Here is an 18016-nt window from a genome sequence, read left to right on the forward strand (position 1 = left end):
CAGGAGATCGCCGGTTCGATCCCGGTCGGGACCGCCATTTAAATTTAAATTCAGAACCGATTACGGGATTTCATTCCGGAGTCGGTTTTTTTGTTGTTTAAGATGTTAAAATGATTATAAAAAAGTATCAATACTTTCCGATGCAATGTATTTTAGGTACACTATAGCAAAGAAGTAGAAAGGAAATCTGATTATGACTAGGAAAATAGAAGTGAATTCTGTCGAGGAGACAGAAAAAATCGCAACTAAACTTGCATCTCTTCTCACTCCTCCAGATGTACTGACGCTTGAGGGGGATTTAGGTGCCGGAAAAACAACATTTACAAAAGCCCTTGCAAAGGGATTAGGTGTTACAGGCACAGTTAATAGTCCGACTTTCACAATCATTAAACAGTATGAAGGGAAGTATCCGTTCAATCATCTGGATGTCTACCGATTAGCTGGCAGTGATGAGGATCTTGGCTGGGACGAGCTCTTTTATGGTGATGCCGTATCAGTTATTGAGTGGGCACATCTAATTAAAGATGATTTACCTACAGAACGTTTGGAAATTCAGCTTGTCCATAATGGTGAAGACAAACGAACAATTATTATTACGCCTCTAGGTAAGAGGTATGAAGAGATTTGTGAGGGGATTTTCTTATGATTTGGTTAGGTATAGATACAGCTAACACGCCCATTTCCGTTGCCCTAGTTAAAGATGGGGAATTATTAATAGAAGAAACGTCCGCGATGGCTATTAATCACTCCTTACGTGCTATGCCGGCAATTGAACAGCTATTGGAAAAAGCAAATCTGAAACCAACGGATATAGGTGCAATTGCAGTTTCGGAAGGACCGGGTTCATATACAGGTGCTCGAATTGGAGTGACGATTGCAAAGACACTTGCCTGGACACTCGGTAAGCCTCTCGTTGGGGTGTCTACTTTGAAAGCAATGGCAGCAAATGTGTTATTTTACAACGGTTTGATTTGCCCGTTAGTCGATGCTAGAAGAAGTAATGTCTATGCAGGTGTTTATCGGTCCGAAGCAGGAAAACTTACTCAATTGATAGAGGATGGACATTACTCTCTTGAAGAATTGATTCTATTACTTAAAGAGCAAAGTAGTCCTGTTTTATTCGTTGGAAAAGATACGGCTATGCATAAAGAAATGCTTATTGAACGGCTTGGTACAGGTGCCGTAATTTCTCCTCTTCAATTTAATCTACCTCGGGCATCTTCGCTTATATATGTAGCTGCTCAATCAGAACCGGAAAATGATATTCATGGATTCGTTCCGGAGTATCGACGTATTGCTGAAGCAGAGGCAAATTGGCTGAAAGAGCAGGGAAAGGAAAATGATCTTGGATAAAGTGATTATTTATAGAGAGATGGGAACAGGTGATATATCTTCAGTTGTTGAAGTTGAAGAAGAAGTATTTGCTACTCCTTGGACTGCGGAAGTTTTTGAACATGAAATGAATGGAAATGACTATGCTCATTATGTCGTTGCTGAATTTGAAGAGAAAGTCATAGGCCATTGTGGCATGTGGATTGTTCTAGATGAGTGTCATATTACAAATGTTGCGGTACGAAAGCATATGCAGGGAAACGGCATTGGTGAAGGATTGATGAAAGAAGCGATAGCTGTTTGTAGAGAAAAAGAAGTCCGGTTAATGACCCTGGAAGTGCGGATGACTAATACTACGGCTCAAAATTTGTACCGTAAACTTGGTTTCCAGGACGGCGGAATCAGAAAAAACTATTATGCAGACGACCATGAAGATGCGCTCGTCATGTGGGTGGAATTCAAATGACAAAAGATATTTATATTTTAGGAATAGAAACGAGTTGTGATGAAACTGCCGCTTCCGTTGTGAAAAATGGAACTGAAATCATTTCAAATGTTGTGGCATCACAAATTACTAGCCAAAAGCGATTTGGCGGGGTAGTACCGGAAATCGCTTCAAGACATCATGTTGAACAAATTACATTGGTGATTGAAGAAGCACTTTCGAATGCAAAACTTAAACCTGCAGAGTTGGATGCAGTTGCCGTTACGGAAGGGCCGGGTTTAGTCGGCGCGTTGTTAATCGGCGTTAATGCTGCGAAAGCATTTGCATTTGCCAATGGATTGCCGATTATAGGCGTGCATCATATTGCAGGCCATATTTATGCGAATGAGCTGATGCAACCAATGGAGTTCCCACTTCTAGCTATAATCGTCTCAGGTGGTCATACAGAGCTTGTATTAATGAAAGGGCATGGTTCATTTGAACTCATTGGTGAAACGCGTGATGATGCTGCTGGTGAAGCCTATGACAAGGTAGCTCGTGTACTTGGACTTTCATATCCGGGCGGTCCACAAATTGATAAGCTGGCAGCTGAAAGTGATGGACAAATAGAATTTCCAAGGGCTTGGCTTGAACCAGGTTCGTACGATTTCAGCTTCAGTGGACTCAAATCTGCTGTTATTAACTACAAACATAATCTTGCACAACGTGGAGAGGCCGTAAACCCATTCCATGTCGCAGCAGGTTTCCAGGCGAGTGTTGTGGAGGTACTGACAACAAAAGCATTGAAAGCAGCGAAGGAGTTTGGAGTCAAGCAAGTAATTGCAGCTGGAGGAGTAGCAGCAAACAAAGGATTACGCTCATCTCTTGAAGAAAACTTCAAGAGGGAGGAAGTTCCCTTCTATGTACCTCCAATTGCACTCTGTACAGACAATGCAGCAATGATTGCTGCTGCTGGATCAGCAATGTTCAGTGACGGTATTCGCGGAAATCTTGCAATGAACGGTAAACCAGGTATGCCCCTCGTCTCGTGGAAAGAATAAATACGTAAAAACACAGAAGTTGCCAAATTGCGACAATTTCTGTGTTTTTTTTATCCCGATTTATTTTAGAATGTCAATAGGGAACGTTCGTACTTATGCACAATTGTTGATAAGTTGTGCATAACAATGACATATCAACCATTAATAACAGTTGAGGGAGGATAACTATGTGTATAACAATTGACTTTATTGTGGGTAATGTGGACAATATTAAACTATTACCGGTATAACTAGGTTTTAGTTGTGAATAAGATTGTGGAAAGTATTTCGCCGGTATAATGTACATATTTCGTAATCCGATATGTTCCGACAGCAAAAAGTGACAAAGCGCCACTTTGAATCAAGAGTCTTGATTCAAAATGACGCAATCCTTTCTTAAGCTAAAATCTCTAGTTCCTCTTGCAGCGCAAGCCAATTTTCCGATTTGCGATCATGTTCATCCTGGAGTGTGTCAATCTGGGACTGCAATTCCATTAATTTCACATGGTCATCTGCAAAGTCAGGAGTGGAAAGTTCTTCTTGTAATGCCCCAATCTTATCTTCCAAAACTGAAAGGTTAGATTCTACTTCGTCTATGGCTCTAGTTAATCTTCTTTCCTGTCTTTTTAGCTCTTTGTCATCGTCTTTTTTTCTTTCAATCACTGGAGTTGTCGTTTTTGTTGCTGCATTTGTTTCGGCGAGCAGTTCTTCCTGTTCCAGCTTCTTCTCTACGAAGTAATCGTAATCACCAAGATATTCAACTGCACCAGTACCGCTAATATCAATTACCTTAGTTGCAATACGGTTAATGAAGTAACGATCATGTGACACGAAGATAAGCGTGCCCGGGAAGTCATCCAATGCATTTTCTAGAATTTCTTTACTATCAAGGTCTAGATGGTTTGTCGGCTCATCAAGGATAAGCGTATTCGATTTCTGTAACATCAGTTTAGCAAGTGATAGGCGGGCTTTTTCCCCACCTGACAAAGACGTAACAGATTTCTCCACATCTTCACCGGTAAATAAAAAGCGTCCTAGCACAGAACGAACATCTTTTTCATTCATCATCGGCCAATCATCCCACAGTTCTTGTAGAACGGTACCAGTTCCGATAAGTGTTGCCTGTTCCTGATCGTAATAGCCAAATTGAACATTTGTACCATACCGGATTTTACCGGATATCGGGTCTTGTGCTTTAACGATTGTTTTTAATATTGTTGATTTCCCTACGCCGTTCGGTCCGATGAGCGCAATGCGATCTTGTTTGTATATCCGCATATCGATTCCCTTTGAGACAGGAATACCGTCATAGCCTACCGCTAGCTCTTCAAGGGCAAGTACATCGTTACCACTTGGTCGATCAATTGAGAAGGTGAAATTTGCTGATTTTTCATTACCGTCAGGCGAATCCATCCAGTCCGTCTTTTCAAGCGTTTTTCTACGACTTTTGGCCATTTTGGATGTAGATGCACGAGCAATATTGCGCTGAACGAAATCCTCAAGCTTGGCCTTCTCTCCCATTTCTTTTACAAATAGTTTTTGATCACGTTCATAGTTTTTTGCTTTTTCTTCAAGATAGGCAGTATAGTTACCTGTGTACTTCATTACTTTTTTACGGGATACCTCGTAGACAATCGTGACGATTTCATCTAAGAAATAGCGGTCATGGGAAACAATTAGAATAGCCCCTTCGTATGATACCAAGTATTTTTCAAGCCAGCCTAACGTTTCGATGTCAAGGTGGTTTGTCGGCTCATCGAGTATGAGGAGATCGGGCTTACTAAGAAGCATTTTAGCAAGCGCCAATCGTGTCTTTTGACCACCCGAAAGAAGGGTGACATTTTTAGTGTAGTCCTCATGGTAAAAACGCATCCCGTGCAGTACTGAACGGGTATCAGATTCATATTGATAGCCGCCTGATCCCTTAAATTCAACTTGCAGAGCATCGTATTCTTTAATGACACGATCATAGTCAGTCTTATTGTCATAGACAGACGGATCGGCCATTTGTCCTTCAAGCGATCTGAGCCGTCTTTCTATACTGTGAAGTGGTTCAAATACGGTCATCATCTCTTCCCAAACTGTTAACGAGGAATCGATTCCTGAATGCTGTTCAAGATAGCCGATTCGTATATCTTTCGGAACGATTAAATCACCTGAATCAGCTGTCATTTCACCGGCAATTATTTTAAGAAGTGTTGATTTACCAGCGCCATTACGTCCAACTAGTGCAACGCGGTCGCGGTGCTGGACTTCTAGTTTTACGTTTTCTAATATATCTGTTCCTGAAAATGATTTTGTTAGTCCGTTCACTTGTAATACAATCAAAAGTAGCACCTCTATTCCTCTTCAGTTTAAATGAATAGTGTCAAGCGTGCAACGGTCGCCTTTACAACATTCATTATCTACTGTACGATAGAATCGCCTTTAAGTACGTGCAGGAGGGTTAGTATGAAAGAAGAAACACCAAAAATTCCACAGGCAACGTCAAAGCGTTTGCCTCTATATTATAGGTTTCTCCAAAATTTTGCGAACACAGGGAAGAAACGTGTATCATCCAGCGAGTTAAGTGAAGCGATGAAAATCGATGCCGCTACGATTCGACGTGATTTTTCCCATTTCGGGGCACTTGGCCGTAAAGGTTATGGCTATGACGTGCATTACCTAGTAGACTTTTTCCGTCAGACGCTCGACCAGGATGAAAAAACGGATGTCGCACTCATCGGGGTTGGCAGCTTGGGAAATGCTTTTTTGAAATATAATTTCCATAAGAACCATAATACGCGGATTGTCATTGCATTCGATCCAAAATCAGCTCTAGAGGGTACAGAGATGAGCGGCATACCTGTCTTTCATCCTGATACAATTAAGGAGAAGATTGAGGAATTAGGTATTGACCTGGTCATTCTCACAGTGCCATCACGTATTGCACAAGAAGTGACAGATCAACTTGTTACTATGGGTATTAAAGGGATTCTAAACTTTACTCCTGTGCGTCTAGCAGTACCAGAGTCGGTACGAGTGCATACAATCGATTTGTCTGTCGAATTGCAAACACTTATCTATTTCATAAAAAATGACGTCAAAGGTTCACATATGTAACGGTTCGTTATTAGTAATCCCAACAGCTTTCGTGTAAAATAGACGTAGAAAGGATCGAACTATATCCTTCCCTGAAGAAGGATACAATTCAATTCCTATCTTATGAAGGAGGTGTCCGAAATGCCAGGTCCAGGAAGTCTGATAATCATCGCTGTTATTGCTTTGCTCGTATTCGGTCCTAAGAAATTGCCTGAAATCGGGAAAGCCTTTGGTTCTTCATTGCGTGAATTCAAACACGCCACAAAAGGTCTTGTAGAAGACGACGATGTAAAAAAAGTGGAAGACAAGAAAGAAGAACTGAAGTAAGTTAGGATGACTGTCCGATGAACGATAAAAACTTAACAATCATTGAACATATAGATGAAATTAGAAAACGGCTGATGGTCATCGTCGTTTTCTTTGTTATTGCAGTAATAGGTGCTTTTTTCGTCGCGAAGCCGCTGATTCAATTTTTGCAGTATGATGGAGAAGAAAATAATATTACGTTGAATGCTTTCAACGTACTGGATCCAGTCATGATTTACGTGAAGGTGATTGTCTTTATAGCATTCATCGTCATTTCTCCGGTACTGATGTATCAATTATGGTCTTTCGTTTCACCGGGATTGCATGAAACGGAACGGCGCGCGACATTAAATTATATTCCGTTCACCTTTCTCCTGTTTGTCGGAGGAATTGCTTTTTCGTATTTTGTCTTGTTGCCATATGTGATGAAGTTCATGATGAATTTATCCGCAGAGCTTGATATAACCCAGACAATCGGGATAAATGAGTATTTCACTTTCCTATTCCAACTGCTTATACCGTTTGGCATTGTTTTCCAGTTACCGGTAGTCTTACTATTTTTAACAAGACTCGGTATATTGAATCCGAAGACACTCGTGAAAATAAGGAAGTACGCTTATTTTGTCCTATTCGTGATTGCGGCATTCATTACACCACCCGACTTGTTGTCCCATTTGTTCGTCACGGTTCCGCTATTTGCGCTTTATGAAATTAGTATTTTCATATCCCGCTTTGGTCATAGGAAATACTTGAAGGCGGAACAGCAACGACAATTTGAAGAAGCGACAGCTGAACAACAACGTCAAATCGAAGAAGTTAACAATCAACAGCAGAAATAATAAAAAAGTCTTCCACAACCCGCATATGGGTTGTGGAAGACTTTTTTAGTTCAGGAAAGTGACGATGACAGGCTTCATCTTTTCTTGCCATTTTAGTATCTTCTCCATGTTTAGGTTGAGTAGGACTACAAATCCATTCATCAGTAAATGAGCAATCATCGGAGTCAATATTCGTTTCGTTTTGTAGTACAGATAAGCGAAGACGAATGCTGGCATCATGTACATCAGAAGGTGTTCAAATTCATTATGGACCGCGGCAAACACGAGCGCACTGACAGTAGCTGCAATCCAAAAATTGGTCTTTTGATAAACACCTCCAAAAATAACTCTACGGAAAATGATCTCTTCGAGGAATGGGGCAAAGAGTACCATGCATATAATGATGATTGGGGATACTTTGGCAATTTCTGAAAGGATTGCGGTATTATCTGAACCTGGTGTTATTCCAATTGCATTTTCGATAGCACCCGCAAGCATTTGACCTCCAAGTGCCAGAAAGAAACCAATGAACCCCCATAGAATCGAATTAGGAATGGTAGACTTTTTCCCTTTGAAAACCTGGAAGAAATTTTTCTTCGGTACGATTAATAGTAGGAAGATAATAGATGCTATTGAATTGACGATAAAAAGTGTCCATGAACTTGCTCGATATGCTATATCTTTATCGGTGAATTCCTCATCCCAAGGGAAGTATTTGAATAGTCCTTCGGATAAAAAGATACTGCTTACATGCATTAGGATGTAAGTAAGAAATAGGTAGATGTAAATTTTTCCGTTTTTCAAGTAATGCCACCCTTTCAACTGTGGTTGAGCCTAATATTATCTGTTCAGAACAAGATATGCAAAGAGAAAATCTTCGGAGTATTTCACTTGCAATATATGCAAATCTTCATTATGATTAGAAATGTATTAGCACTCATGACTGTTGAGTGCTAAAAAGAAGATATTACTCTGAGGAGGTTGTTTCAATTGTTGAAACCATTAGGTGACCGTATTGTTATCGAGCTAATCGAAGCAGAAGAAAAAACGTCAAGCGGTATTGTGATACCGGACTCTGCAAAAGAGAAACCACAAGAAGGTAAGGTTTTTGCAACAGGTACTGGACGCGTTCTTGAAAACGGCCAACGAGTTGACTTAGAAGTTAAAGAAGGAGATCGTATCCTTTTCTCTAAATATGCTGGTACTGAAATCAAACATGAAGGAAATGAATATCTGGTCTTGCGTGAAAGTGACATCTTAGCGGTAATTGGCTAATATACTAATGCTTGGATAGTTAAAAAATACACGAAAAATCAGGAGGGTACTTATAAATGGCTAAACAAATTAAATTTAACGAAGAAGCACGAAGCGCAATGCTGCGTGGAGTAGATACATTAGCAGACGCTGTAAAAGTGACGCTTGGACCTAAAGGACGTAACGTTGTTCTTGAGAAAAAATTTGGTTCACCGCTAATTACAAATGACGGTGTAACAATCGCACGTGAAATCGAACTGGAAGATGCTTTCGAAAACATGGGAGCAAAACTGGTTGCTGAAGTAGCGTCTAAAACGAACGAAATTGCTGGTGACGGTACAACAACTGCAACGGTTCTAGCGCAAGCGATGATCCGTGAAGGACTGAAAAACGTTACAGCTGGTGCTAACCCTGTAGGAATCCGTAAAGGAATCGAAAAAGCGGTTGCAACTGCTGTTGAAGGCCTAAAAGAAATCTCCAATGAAATCGAAGGAAAAGAAGAAATTGCACAAGTTGCTTCCATCTCTTCTGGAGACGAAGAAGTAGGGCAACTGATTGCTGAAGCAATGGAGCGCGTTGGCAACGACGGCGTCATTACAATCGAAGAGTCAAAAGGCTTCACGACTGAACTGGACGTTGTAGAAGGAATGCAATTCGACCGTGGCTATGCTTCTGCTTACATGGCAACAGACACTGATAAAATGGAAGCTGTTCTAGATAATCCGTACATCTTGATCACAGATAAAAAGATTGCGAATATCCAAGAAATCCTTCCTGTTCTTGAACAAGTTGTTCAACAAGGTAAACCACTTCTAATGATCGCTGAGGACGTTGAAGGCGAAGCACTTGCAACACTAGTTGTGAACAAGCTGCGCGGCACATTCAACGCTGTTGCTGTTAAGGCACCTGGCTTCGGAGATCGCCGCAAAGCGATGCTTGAAGACATTGCGACATTGACTGGCGGGGAAGTTATTACTGAAGATCTTGGACTAGACCTTAAATCAACTGATATTTCTCAGCTTGGTCATGCAGCAAAAGTTGTCGTTACAAAAGACAATACGACTATCGTTGAAGGTAGCGGAAATTCAGATCTTATCAAAGCACGTGTTAATCAAATCCGTGTTCAGCTTGAAGAGTCAACTTCAGAATTCGATAAAGAGAAATTGCAGGAACGTCTTGCGAAACTTGCAGGCGGCGTGGCAGTTATCAAAGTCGGAGCAGCTACTGAAACTGAACTTAAAGAACGTAAACTTCGCATTGAAGACGCATTGAACTCAACGCGTGCAGCTGTTGAAGAAGGTATCGTTTCTGGTGGTGGTACTGCACTAGTAAATGTTTACACGAAGGTAGCGGCATTACTAGAGTCTACTGAAGGCGACGTAGCAACCGGTATTAAAATCGTACTTCGTGCGCTTGAAGAACCTGTACGTCAAATCGCTAACAACGCGGGCCTTGAAGGATCTATCGTTGTTGACCGTCTGAAACGTGAAGAAATCGGCATCGGCTTTAACGCTGCAGAAGGCGAATGGGTAAACATGATGGAAGCTGGAATCGTTGACCCAACTAAAGTTACACGTTATGCACTCCAAAACGCAGCATCTGTTGCAGCGATGTTCTTGACTACTGAAGCAGTAGTTGCAGACCTTCCAGAACCAGCAGGCGGTGGAATGGGCGGAATGCCTGACATGGGCGGTATGGGCGGCATGATGTAATCTCTTCACAGGCTATTTTGTGAAGCTGTCTCGTTCATAATTAATTAGTATAGGAATAACCACTTCTCAGAAAAATTAGAGAGGTGGTTATTTTTTATGCTTTTAAAATTCGCATATCAAGACTTTTTAGCAGACAGGAAATTTAAGAGCACAACGAAAGTGAACATTGGAAACTACGAGAGGACACTAGGGTTGTTTATTGACTATTGCCTTGAACTTGGTGTCATTAACATTGAAGAGGTAGCACAAAGCCATGTACGTAGTTACCTAGTTGATTGTCAGGAGAGAGGGAATAAGCCGGGGACAATTAATACGAAAATTATGAGAATACGAGCGTTCTTCAATTATCTTATCGAGGAAAAAATAGTGAGTGAAAATATGGCTCATAAAGTAAAATTAAAAAGAAGATGTCAAAATTGATGTCTTTACAGATGAACAGATATATCAAATGTTAGCTTACTATCGAAGTTTAAGACGGAAAGAGAAAAGTTATTTCAGTTATCGAGGCTATTTATTGATTATGCTTTTACTTGGAACAGGCGTTAGATGGAAGGAAGCGATAAATCTCAAATGGTCAGATGTCGATATGCAAAATGTAACAATGAGCGTCTACGGTAAAAACCGCCAATATGTGACAAAACGTATGCCTAAAAGTATGTGGGCTAACCCTTACACCCTTAAAATTCATATGTTTCTGTAGGTTCCTAAACACTAGCATAATGGAGTTGTCTGTCATGGGAGTATTATCACGATTCAAGAACACATATTCATTCTCTTCTCCAAAATGATTCTTACAAAACACTTTATACACAGAGAGTTCCTTAACAAGCTTTTCGGTCATAAACACTTTATTTATTTTAGCAGCTCTTTCATATTTACCACTATCCAACAATAGGGCGCTTTAATGGAACTACATTTAGATTTAAACGACTTTATTGTTATATTTTTTAAGTACAGTGAAGCTGTATTCGGCAATCAAAAAATGCTGTTTATGGCAGCATATTTTATGAATGAAAAAAGAGCCTAAATATACAAGAAATGTATAAATCCTTGCATATTTTAGACTCTTTAATTTTATTCCTTATTGTGTTAAAGCACCCTATAGTTTAAGTGGGAATCTTCACAGTCTTTTCTTTACCCTAACAAGATCTCATCTCTTAAATGTGCTGGGCATATCAAAAAGACGCCTTCTTATTCAAGAAAAGCGCCCTTTTGTTGAATAAACCACTCTTCCTATTTATGATACCGTTCTCTTTGACATGTCTATATAAGGTTTTAATTCTATTTTAAAGGAGAAAAACATCAATACATTGTTTTCTTGAAACTACTCCCCAAGCAACTGATACTCTGCTACCAGACCTTTTTGAACGCCTGGTCGTTCCGCAATGCGATGAGCCCATTCCAAGAGATGAGTATATTCATCCATGTTTAAAAATTCATAAGAGCCTTCATACAATTTTCCTAAAGCTAAACGCCCGTACCAAGACCATATCGTAATATCTGCAATAGTATAGGTATCACCAGCGATATAAGAACGCTGAGCTAATATTTTATCAAGTAAGTCTAATTGACGTTTCGTTTCCATAGTAAAACGATCAATTGGGTATTTCATAGGCTCTGGCGCATAAGCAAAAAAGTGACCAAACCCTCCACCAACATAAGGACCAGACCCAATTTGCCAGAAAAGCCAATTAAGGGTTTCTGTCCGTCCATGAATATCTGTCGGGATCAGTTTATTAAATTTCTCAGCCAAGTAAAGCAGAATCGACCCTGATTCAAAAATTTTCACACGTGGACTTTGACTTTGATCGACTAGGGCTGGGATCTTAGAATTAGGATTGATCTTGACAAAATCTGAACCAAATTGATCGCCGGCTCCAATATTGATTTTATACAAATCATAGTCTACACCATCGACACCCAACTCTTTTAATTCTTCCAGCATAATCGTCACTTTAATACCATTCGGCGTTCCCAGTGAATAGAGTTGGAACGGTGCCTCTCCGACTGGTAGTTTTTGTTCGAAACGTTCACCGGCTGTCGGAAGATTACCGCCTCTATTCGAATTCTCTTCTTCCCACTGCCACACGTCTGGTAATTCATATTTTGTCATCTCAACATTCCTCCTAATATCTATTATTAACTCCATCATACTAACAATATAAAAGTACTCCTAATATTTAGCTTATCATCTATTTATAATACGGCTCAGCATAAAATATCTAAGTGCCTGCGTCTGTAAAGTCATTTGCTTTATCCATTCCTGCATTTAGCATGAGGACGATGATACAGGCGATAAAGATGTTTACTGCAATTCCTTCAAGGTTAAACTTCCTGTTGAAGATTAGTGAATAGCACGTATAAAGAAGGGAAAAGGCTAACAAAATGTACAGGAAGGGTCTGATAGCATCGATAAAGGCTATAAATTCAGGATTGTTATAAAAGGTCTTAATCAATTAGATGTCATCGGTTAGGTTTTCAAGGATATCTACAACCCATGTCAAACCTTGAACGAATACCCAAGCAATCCATCTAACGATATCTGTAAAAATGTTTGAAGTACTCAGATAGTATTGGAACTCTTCAAGTTTGCGAGCTACCTCTTCTTTACGCATTTGTTACTCCTCCAGTCATGGAGTCAATAAAATGATTCAATTCCTCCTGTTGGCGAATTCCTTCATAAACTTCAAGGTCATATTCTCCATAGGTTTTTCCATCTTTGATATAGTAAATGGCATTCACATGCGACATTTCAAAATGAGGGAGTATGAAATCATTTAACGGTATTTTCTGATTTTCTTTGAAACGTTGATTTTAATGGGTTTCTTTGTAGCTGTTTTCGAGGATTTGCGTGGCGAACTTATGGGCGGCATGATGTAAGATAGCTAAAGAAATCCTTGCAAATTTCTTATCAAGATCCAGACTATACGATTGAAGAGAAAGCAGAGAGACAATTGACTAGCTATTTTTGTGGTGTATTTCGGGGTGTAATTTAATCAAAGTGAATCAAACAGGATATGTAAATAATAAGATTTTTTTAGTGATTAAGGTTTACACCAGTAAAATAAGGTATATTATATTTGTTGAATAGATTCTCTTTAAAGACAAGAATAGTAGGTGAACAAAGTGGGGAAATATCAATTGGATAACAAAGGTCGGGTAGCTGTGACAAAGTATCATGAAAAACACAAGCCTGCCCAATTTGATAAAAAGGAGCAACTCGAAAAAATACGTGTGGAGTATTTGAAAAAGAAGCAAAAACAAACAGATAAATAAAAAGAAGACATATCTTCAAAATTGTCAAAAACAGACCAAGCAAAAGGATATTTTAGAATTAGCGACGGTACAATACTTGTTTAAGAATTTAATATATTGTAAGTTGAATATTAAAAGAGGATTAAAGTAAAATCATTCTTTTACATAGCGAGGTAGAGCAATCTATCTCGCTTTTATAAAAAAATACAAAAAGGAAGACCTTTTCTTGGTAGAATTAAGTCACCACAACAAATCCTAGAAAAGAGGTCTTCCCTTTGATTCAGTTTACAACAGATAAACGTTGTAAATTTGCGTTCTGCCTATGGTGCTTCTAAATTGATTAACTTTTATTCCTGACTTTGTAGTAGTTCAGGGAATAAATAATGTAATATATCCATAGTCAGACGTTGCGAATTCCCTTTATACGGATATATATGCATATACATGGATGGATTGAAGTTCGCTTCTAAAATCCCATAAGCATTTTTATCAGCGGCGGGAGCTTCTTTATTTTCAATAATCAAATCGATGCCACTAATTTTAGCTCCAAGTGCCGATACCGCATCCACTGCAATCTTTTTATAATCATCAGAAATTTGATCTGTTACATCAATCGAGTCTCCACCTGTACTGACATTAGAGTTTTCACGCAAATAGATGATTTCATCAATTTTTGGAATCGAATCCAATCCATATCCTTGACCTTTAAGCATAAGTTGCTCCAATTCACCTAATTGAATACTTTCTAAAGGTGTCCTATGGTCTCTTCCTCTTAACGGATCACGGTTCTTTTCAATGACTAACTCTTCGATTGTATGTTTACCATCACCTTTAATATTCGCAGGAACTCGTGACAAAATAGCATACACTTTATCATTTAATACAAAAAATCTATATTCTGTTCCATTAAGAAACTCTTCGACTAATACAGAAGAATCTTCTTTAAATGCGAGTGTGATTGCATTTAGATAATCTTCGTAATTTGCCCCTTCTTTAAAAATTGATATTCCTAATCCAAAGTTAGTTGTTTTAGGCTTCACAACGAAAGGTTTGGAAGAAAACAAATCGTAAGAACGTAAAGCATGATCTATGTCATTATATTCTTCACCATTCGGCACTCGGAATCCGTGTTGATGAAGAATCTTCTTTGTGACTGTTTTATTTTCCATAATTAAAGTAGATACATAGCTATCTTTACTTGTCATATTCCCGTTTTTTACAAATTCAACATGATCTTTTAATTGAAGCTTCAAAAACTGATCTTGCCTATCTAAGATTTCTACCTGGATTCCTTGCTGAATAGCATCGAACATTAAAATCTGAGTGGACAACTCCATGTCAGTAAAACCTGTTAATTGATATGGCTTATCCCATGACTTTTCATAATTTTCTTTAGCAATACTCGTAGCCACTTGACCTTGACTATCCTTTTTACTATCTTTATACAGTCTTCCAGCTAAAGTCTTACTTGGGTCCATTAATATTTCCCTTAGACTAACAAATAATGTATCTGAAACAGTCAAATCCAGGATTTCTACTAGGTGTTCCATCTCATTAATAATGTTTTTAGCATCTACTTCAAATTGTGAATGCTCTAATGGATGTTCAAGCGCCACTAAATCATTGTAAAATTTACCCGCTTTTACCCACTCATCACTATGAATACCTTCATCTTTCCAAAGTAAATAAATTAAAAAAAGATGTAGGAATTCTGCTTGTTCATAGCTAATTCCATTCTTTTCAAAAGGATTAATATCTATATTTCTTAATTCAATATATCTAACACCCTGACCTTCTAAATCTGAAGCATGTTGCCCACCTCTTAAACGGACAGCTGAATAAAATTCTTTTTCTTCTACTAGTAGTCCTCTTTGAACCATCAAAGAGAGATCTGATATATAATTTTGCAAACTACTATATGAAACTTGAACATCATTGTGATTGGTATAACCATATTTACTGTTTCTAATACTTCTAACTGGTACATTCAAAGAATCTTCATCGAAAAAGTTCTTTTCACTACTAGGAGATGCGCCATATAAATAAGTTATTAACCATTGATAGTGTAAATAATTTCTTGTGGTTTTAAGATAAATCTCGGTTTTAAAATGTTGATAATCTTTTATCTCCGATTGTAAGTTAAATAACGCTTGGATTAACTCGTCTCCGAATTCAAAGTTGAAATGAATACCACTAATCATTTGTTTACGACGGCCATACGATTTGGATAACGATTGACGATATCTAACATTTTCGGAATTGTTCAGTTTTGCAATTACAATATCTTCTTCTTTTTCTGGTAACGCAGGCGGCATGCTTAATGGCCAAAGCATTTCATTATCATCCATAGAACGATAAACAACGTCATGGATAGCTGTTAAGTAATTAAACAGTTCATCTAGCGTTTCAGAAACAGGTGTGACTAATTCCATCTGTGTTTCGGAAAAGTCACGCTTTATAAAGGGGTGCTCATCTCTTGTAGAAATAGATTTAGGATGATCTGTTTTAGATAAATTTCCTGATAAGTCAACTCGTTGACTTTCTTTTTCAATCCCATAACGGGCTTTTAATAAGTATGGTTTAACACGGTCATTCTCTAACATTTTTTTAATATCCATATTAGCGATACCTCGCAATTCACTTGTTTTTAAAATTATTACTAGTTTTTTAGATTGTAAACTGTGAAATATGACGAAATACAGTAATGGAAAATACCCACATTTAGTTACAATGGGGATATTTTCCATTCTATATTTTATTGTGAAAGGGGAATTAGCTTAAGTGTTTCATATGAAAAGCGAAATGATCATCTAAGAAAGTAGCAATGAAGAAATAGCTATGATCATAACCTTCAATTTTCTTGTAATTTACTTCTTGGTTACTTTCTCGGGCATTTTCTAAGAAAGTGGTTTCTCCCAATTGTTCTGGATAAAACGTATCTGCAGTTCCTTGTGAAATAAGAATAGGTGGCATGCCAGTTTCTTTGATGAGTTCTGAAGCATCCCAATCTTTCCAAGCTGTTTTATCTTCGCCTAAATAAGAGGAGAATGCTTTTATTCCCCATGGGACTTGACTAGGACTTAAAATAGGAGAAAAAGCAGAAATTGCTTTGAATCTCGCAGCATTTTTCATCCCAATTACTAATGCGCCATGCCCTCCCATTGAGTGGCCCATTATGCTTTCTTTTCCCGAAAAATTAGGGACTAAAGTGGACGCGATACCTGATAATTCATCTGTGATATACGTATACATTTTGTAATTCTTTGCCCATGGATTTTGTGTCGCATTTAAATAAAAGCTTGCGCCTTGTCCAAGATCCCATGCTTCATCATCCGCAACATTTTCTCCACGTGGTGAAGTATCCGGAATAATAACAGCTACCTGGTATTTAGCAGCCATTGCTTGAAATCCACTTTTTTGGCTAAAATTATCATCTGTACAAGTTAAACCAGATAACCACCAAATAAGAGGGATTTCTTTCTTTTCTATATTTGATGGTAAGTAAATACTAAATGTCATATCGCATTGCAAGGCTTCTGAATAATGGGTGTACTTAGATTGTTCTCCATCAAAAGAGCGTTTTTCTTCAATTAGTCTAAGACTCATTATTTCACTCCTCATATGTTAACATTGTACGGATTGACTCACCTTTATGGAGCAAGTCAAATGCCTCATTGATATCTGTAAAGTTTAAGTTGTGTGTAATAAACGAATCTAAATCGATATCTCCTTGCATAAAGTCTTCGATCATTCCTGGTAGTTCAGTTCTACCTTTAACACCACCAAAGGCTGACCCTTTCCATACTCGACCCGTTACTAATTGGAATGGACGAGTGCTAATCTCTTTACCGCCAGCTGCAACACCGATAACAATACTTTCTCCCCAACCTTTATGACAGGCTTCAAGTGCGGATCTCATGACATCGACATTTCCGATACACTCGAAGCTATAATCTACTCCGCCGTCCGTCATGTCAACGATGACTTCTTGGATCGGTTTATCAAATTTAGAAGGGTTAATAAAATCAGTTGCACCCATTTTTTTAGCCAATTCAAACTTATCTTCATTCATATCAATGGCAATAATACGACTTGCTTTTGCTTGAACCAATCCTTGAATAACAGCTAAACCAATTGCGCCTAAACCAAATACCGCTGCTACAGCGCCTTCTTCAACTTTTGCTGTGTTGTGTACAGCGCCAATACCTGTGGTAACTCCGCATCCAAGCAGTGCAACTTTATTAAGTGGTACGTCTTTATCTTCTACTTTTGCTAATGAAATTTCAGCAACCACTGTGTATTCGCTAAATGTACTTGTTCCCATGTAGTGATAAATAGGCTCTCCGTTATAAGAGAAACGAGTCGTTCCATCAGGCATTAACCCTTTACCTTGCGTTTCCCGTATCGAACCGCACAAGTTCGTTTTACCAGAAAGACAGAATTTACATTCTCCACACTCAGGTGTGTATAGTGGAATAACATGGTCCCCTGGTTTTACTGAAGTTACGCCTTCACCGACAGATACAACAACGCCCCCACCTTCGTGACCTAGCACGGCAGGAAATACGCCTTCTGGATCAGCACCTGATAATGTGTAAGCATCTGTATGACAGACTGAAGTGTACAGAATCTTTACTAATACCTCTCCTGCTTTTGGTTCCTCTACGTCTATTTCTACAATTGTAAGTGGTTCTCCTGGTTTAAACGCAACAGCTGCTCTACTTTTCATATGAATACCTTCTTTCTTTTTATCTACCTCTACATTGTTCATGATTACATATTATTGAACATCAT

The 18016-nt window shown here is 38.6% G+C and carries 18 protein-coding genes and 2 pseudogenes; 12 read left to right on the forward strand and 8 right to left on the reverse strand.

Annotation, left to right across the window (positions count from 1 at the left end; genetic code table 11):
- The first annotated feature begins 193 nt into the window (after window positions 1-193).
- From tsaE to tsaD, 4 genes are read left to right on the forward strand one after another with little or no spacing between them, the layout of a single operon-like run.
- On the forward strand, window positions 194-646 hold the full coding sequence (gene tsaE / locus AC1TO4_RS13515) for a tRNA (adenosine(37)-N6)-threonylcarbamoyltransferase complex ATPase subunit type 1 TsaE (protein ID WP_482105768.1): 453 nt from the start codon (window positions 194-196) through the stop codon (window positions 644-646).
- The gene (gene tsaB / locus AC1TO4_RS13520; protein ID WP_482105769.1) at window positions 643-1353 is read left to right on the forward strand and encodes a tRNA (adenosine(37)-N6)-threonylcarbamoyltransferase complex dimerization subunit type 1 TsaB; all 711 of its coding nucleotides are present in this window, start codon (window positions 643-645) and stop codon (window positions 1351-1353) included. The genes tsaE and tsaB overlap by 4 nt, the downstream gene beginning before the upstream one ends.
- Window positions 1340-1798: a ribosomal protein S18-alanine N-acetyltransferase gene (rimI, locus tag AC1TO4_RS13525; protein WP_482105770.1), complete on the forward strand. Its 459-nt coding sequence runs from the start codon at window positions 1340-1342 to the stop codon at window positions 1796-1798. Before tsaB ends, rimI begins: the two co-directional genes overlap by 14 nt.
- Window positions 1795-2817, forward strand: a complete 1023-nt coding sequence (tsaD, locus tag AC1TO4_RS13530) for a tRNA (adenosine(37)-N6)-threonylcarbamoyltransferase complex transferase subunit TsaD (RefSeq protein ID WP_482105771.1) — start codon at window positions 1795-1797, stop codon at window positions 2815-2817. Before rimI ends, tsaD begins: the two co-directional genes overlap by 4 nt.
- Before the next feature lie 375 nt (window positions 2818-3192).
- Here the strand turns inward: tsaD and AC1TO4_RS13535 are convergent, their stop codons facing one another.
- On the reverse strand, window positions 3193-5124 hold the full coding sequence (locus tag AC1TO4_RS13535) for an ABC-F family ATP-binding cassette domain-containing protein (RefSeq protein ID WP_482105835.1): 1932 nt from the start codon (window positions 5122-5124) through the stop codon (window positions 3193-3195).
- Window positions 5125-5247: 123 nt separating this feature from the next.
- Here AC1TO4_RS13535 and AC1TO4_RS13540 point away from each other — a divergent pair, with 123 nt between their 5' ends.
- From AC1TO4_RS13540 to tatC, 3 genes are all read left to right on the forward strand, one after another.
- Window positions 5248-5898: a redox-sensing transcriptional repressor Rex gene (locus AC1TO4_RS13540; RefSeq protein WP_482105772.1), complete on the forward strand. Its 651-nt coding sequence runs from the start codon at window positions 5248-5250 to the stop codon at window positions 5896-5898.
- Window positions 5899-6018: 120 nt separating this feature from the next.
- Window positions 6019-6204, forward strand: coding sequence for a twin-arginine translocase TatA/TatE family subunit (locus tag AC1TO4_RS13545; RefSeq protein ID WP_067205353.1), 186 nt, complete (start codon window positions 6019-6021; stop codon window positions 6202-6204).
- A 17-nt stretch (window positions 6205-6221) separates the two neighbouring features.
- A complete protein-coding gene (gene tatC / locus AC1TO4_RS13550; protein ID WP_482105773.1) occupies window positions 6222-7022 on the forward strand; it encodes a twin-arginine translocase subunit TatC in 801 nt (266 codons plus the stop codon).
- A 45-nt stretch (window positions 7023-7067) separates the two neighbouring features.
- Here tatC and AC1TO4_RS13555 read toward each other — a convergent pair whose 3' ends face one another.
- Window positions 7068-7805: a CPBP family intramembrane glutamic endopeptidase gene (locus tag AC1TO4_RS13555; protein WP_482105774.1), complete on the reverse strand. Its 738-nt coding sequence runs from the start codon at window positions 7803-7805 to the stop codon at window positions 7068-7070.
- 186 nt (window positions 7806-7991) lie between these two features.
- Here AC1TO4_RS13555 and groES point away from each other — a divergent pair, with 186 nt between their 5' ends.
- The 4 genes from groES (at window position 7992) to AC1TO4_RS13575 (ending at window position 10667) form a co-directional block, all read left to right on the forward strand.
- Window positions 7992-8276, forward strand: a complete 285-nt coding sequence (groES, locus tag AC1TO4_RS13560; protein ID WP_482105775.1) for a co-chaperone GroES — start codon at window positions 7992-7994, stop codon at window positions 8274-8276.
- 56 nt (window positions 8277-8332) lie between these two features.
- The gene (gene groL / locus AC1TO4_RS13565) at window positions 8333-9967 is read left to right on the forward strand and encodes a chaperonin GroEL (RefSeq protein WP_482105776.1); all 1635 of its coding nucleotides are present in this window, start codon (window positions 8333-8335) and stop codon (window positions 9965-9967) included.
- Window positions 9968-10063: 96 nt separating this feature from the next.
- Window positions 10064-10387, forward strand: a complete 324-nt coding sequence (locus AC1TO4_RS13570; RefSeq protein ID WP_482105777.1) for a tyrosine-type recombinase/integrase — start codon at window positions 10064-10066, stop codon at window positions 10385-10387.
- Window positions 10388-10415: 28 nt separating this feature from the next.
- A complete protein-coding gene (locus AC1TO4_RS13575) occupies window positions 10416-10667 on the forward strand; it encodes a tyrosine-type recombinase/integrase (protein ID WP_482105778.1) in 252 nt (83 codons plus the stop codon).
- Here the strand turns inward: AC1TO4_RS13575 and AC1TO4_RS13580 are convergent.
- The 3 genes and pseudogenes from AC1TO4_RS13580 to AC1TO4_RS13590 form a co-directional block, all read right to left on the reverse strand.
- Window positions 10641-10808: pseudogene (locus tag AC1TO4_RS13580) on the reverse strand (integrase); the annotation flags it as partial. The gene AC1TO4_RS13575 and the pseudogene AC1TO4_RS13580 sit on opposite strands and share 27 nt — an antisense overlap.
- 483 nt (window positions 10809-11291) lie before the next feature.
- Window positions 11292-12080 carry a glutathione-dependent disulfide-bond oxidoreductase gene (yghU, locus tag AC1TO4_RS13585; protein ID WP_482105779.1) on the reverse strand — a complete coding sequence of 263 codons (789 nt, stop codon included), beginning with the start codon at window positions 12078-12080 and terminating at the stop codon, window positions 11292-11294.
- Window positions 12081-12189: 109 nt separating this feature from the next.
- A pseudogene (locus tag AC1TO4_RS13590) lies at window positions 12190-12582 on the reverse strand (DUF8208 domain-containing protein).
- Between the two features lie 511 nt (window positions 12583-13093).
- Between AC1TO4_RS13590 and AC1TO4_RS13595 the strand changes: the two are divergent.
- Window positions 13094-13243, forward strand: coding sequence for a hypothetical protein (locus tag AC1TO4_RS13595; protein WP_482105780.1), 150 nt, complete (start codon window positions 13094-13096; stop codon window positions 13241-13243).
- Between the two features lie 326 nt (window positions 13244-13569).
- On the opposite strand, the gene gshAB is transcribed toward AC1TO4_RS13595, so the two are convergent.
- The 3 genes from gshAB to AC1TO4_RS13610 all read right to left on the reverse strand — a co-directional run bounded on the left by gshAB (window position 13570) and on the right by AC1TO4_RS13610 (window position 17951).
- Complete coding sequence (gene gshAB / locus AC1TO4_RS13600) at window positions 13570-15840, reverse strand: bifunctional glutamate--cysteine ligase GshA/glutathione synthetase GshB (RefSeq protein ID WP_482105781.1); 2271 nt, start codon at window positions 15838-15840, stop codon at window positions 13570-13572.
- Between the two features lie 154 nt (window positions 15841-15994).
- Window positions 15995-16828 (reverse strand): S-formylglutathione hydrolase, encoded by an 834-nt coding sequence (gene fghA, locus AC1TO4_RS13605; protein WP_482105782.1) that lies wholly within the window; start codon window positions 16826-16828, stop codon window positions 15995-15997.
- A 4-nt stretch (window positions 16829-16832) separates the two neighbouring features.
- Window positions 16833-17951, reverse strand: coding sequence for an S-(hydroxymethyl)glutathione dehydrogenase/class III alcohol dehydrogenase (locus AC1TO4_RS13610; RefSeq protein ID WP_482105783.1), 1119 nt, complete (start codon window positions 17949-17951; stop codon window positions 16833-16835).
- Between the last annotated feature and the right edge of the window lie 65 nt (window positions 17952-18016).

The organism is Sporosarcina sp. Y838 (assembly GCF_056786515.1).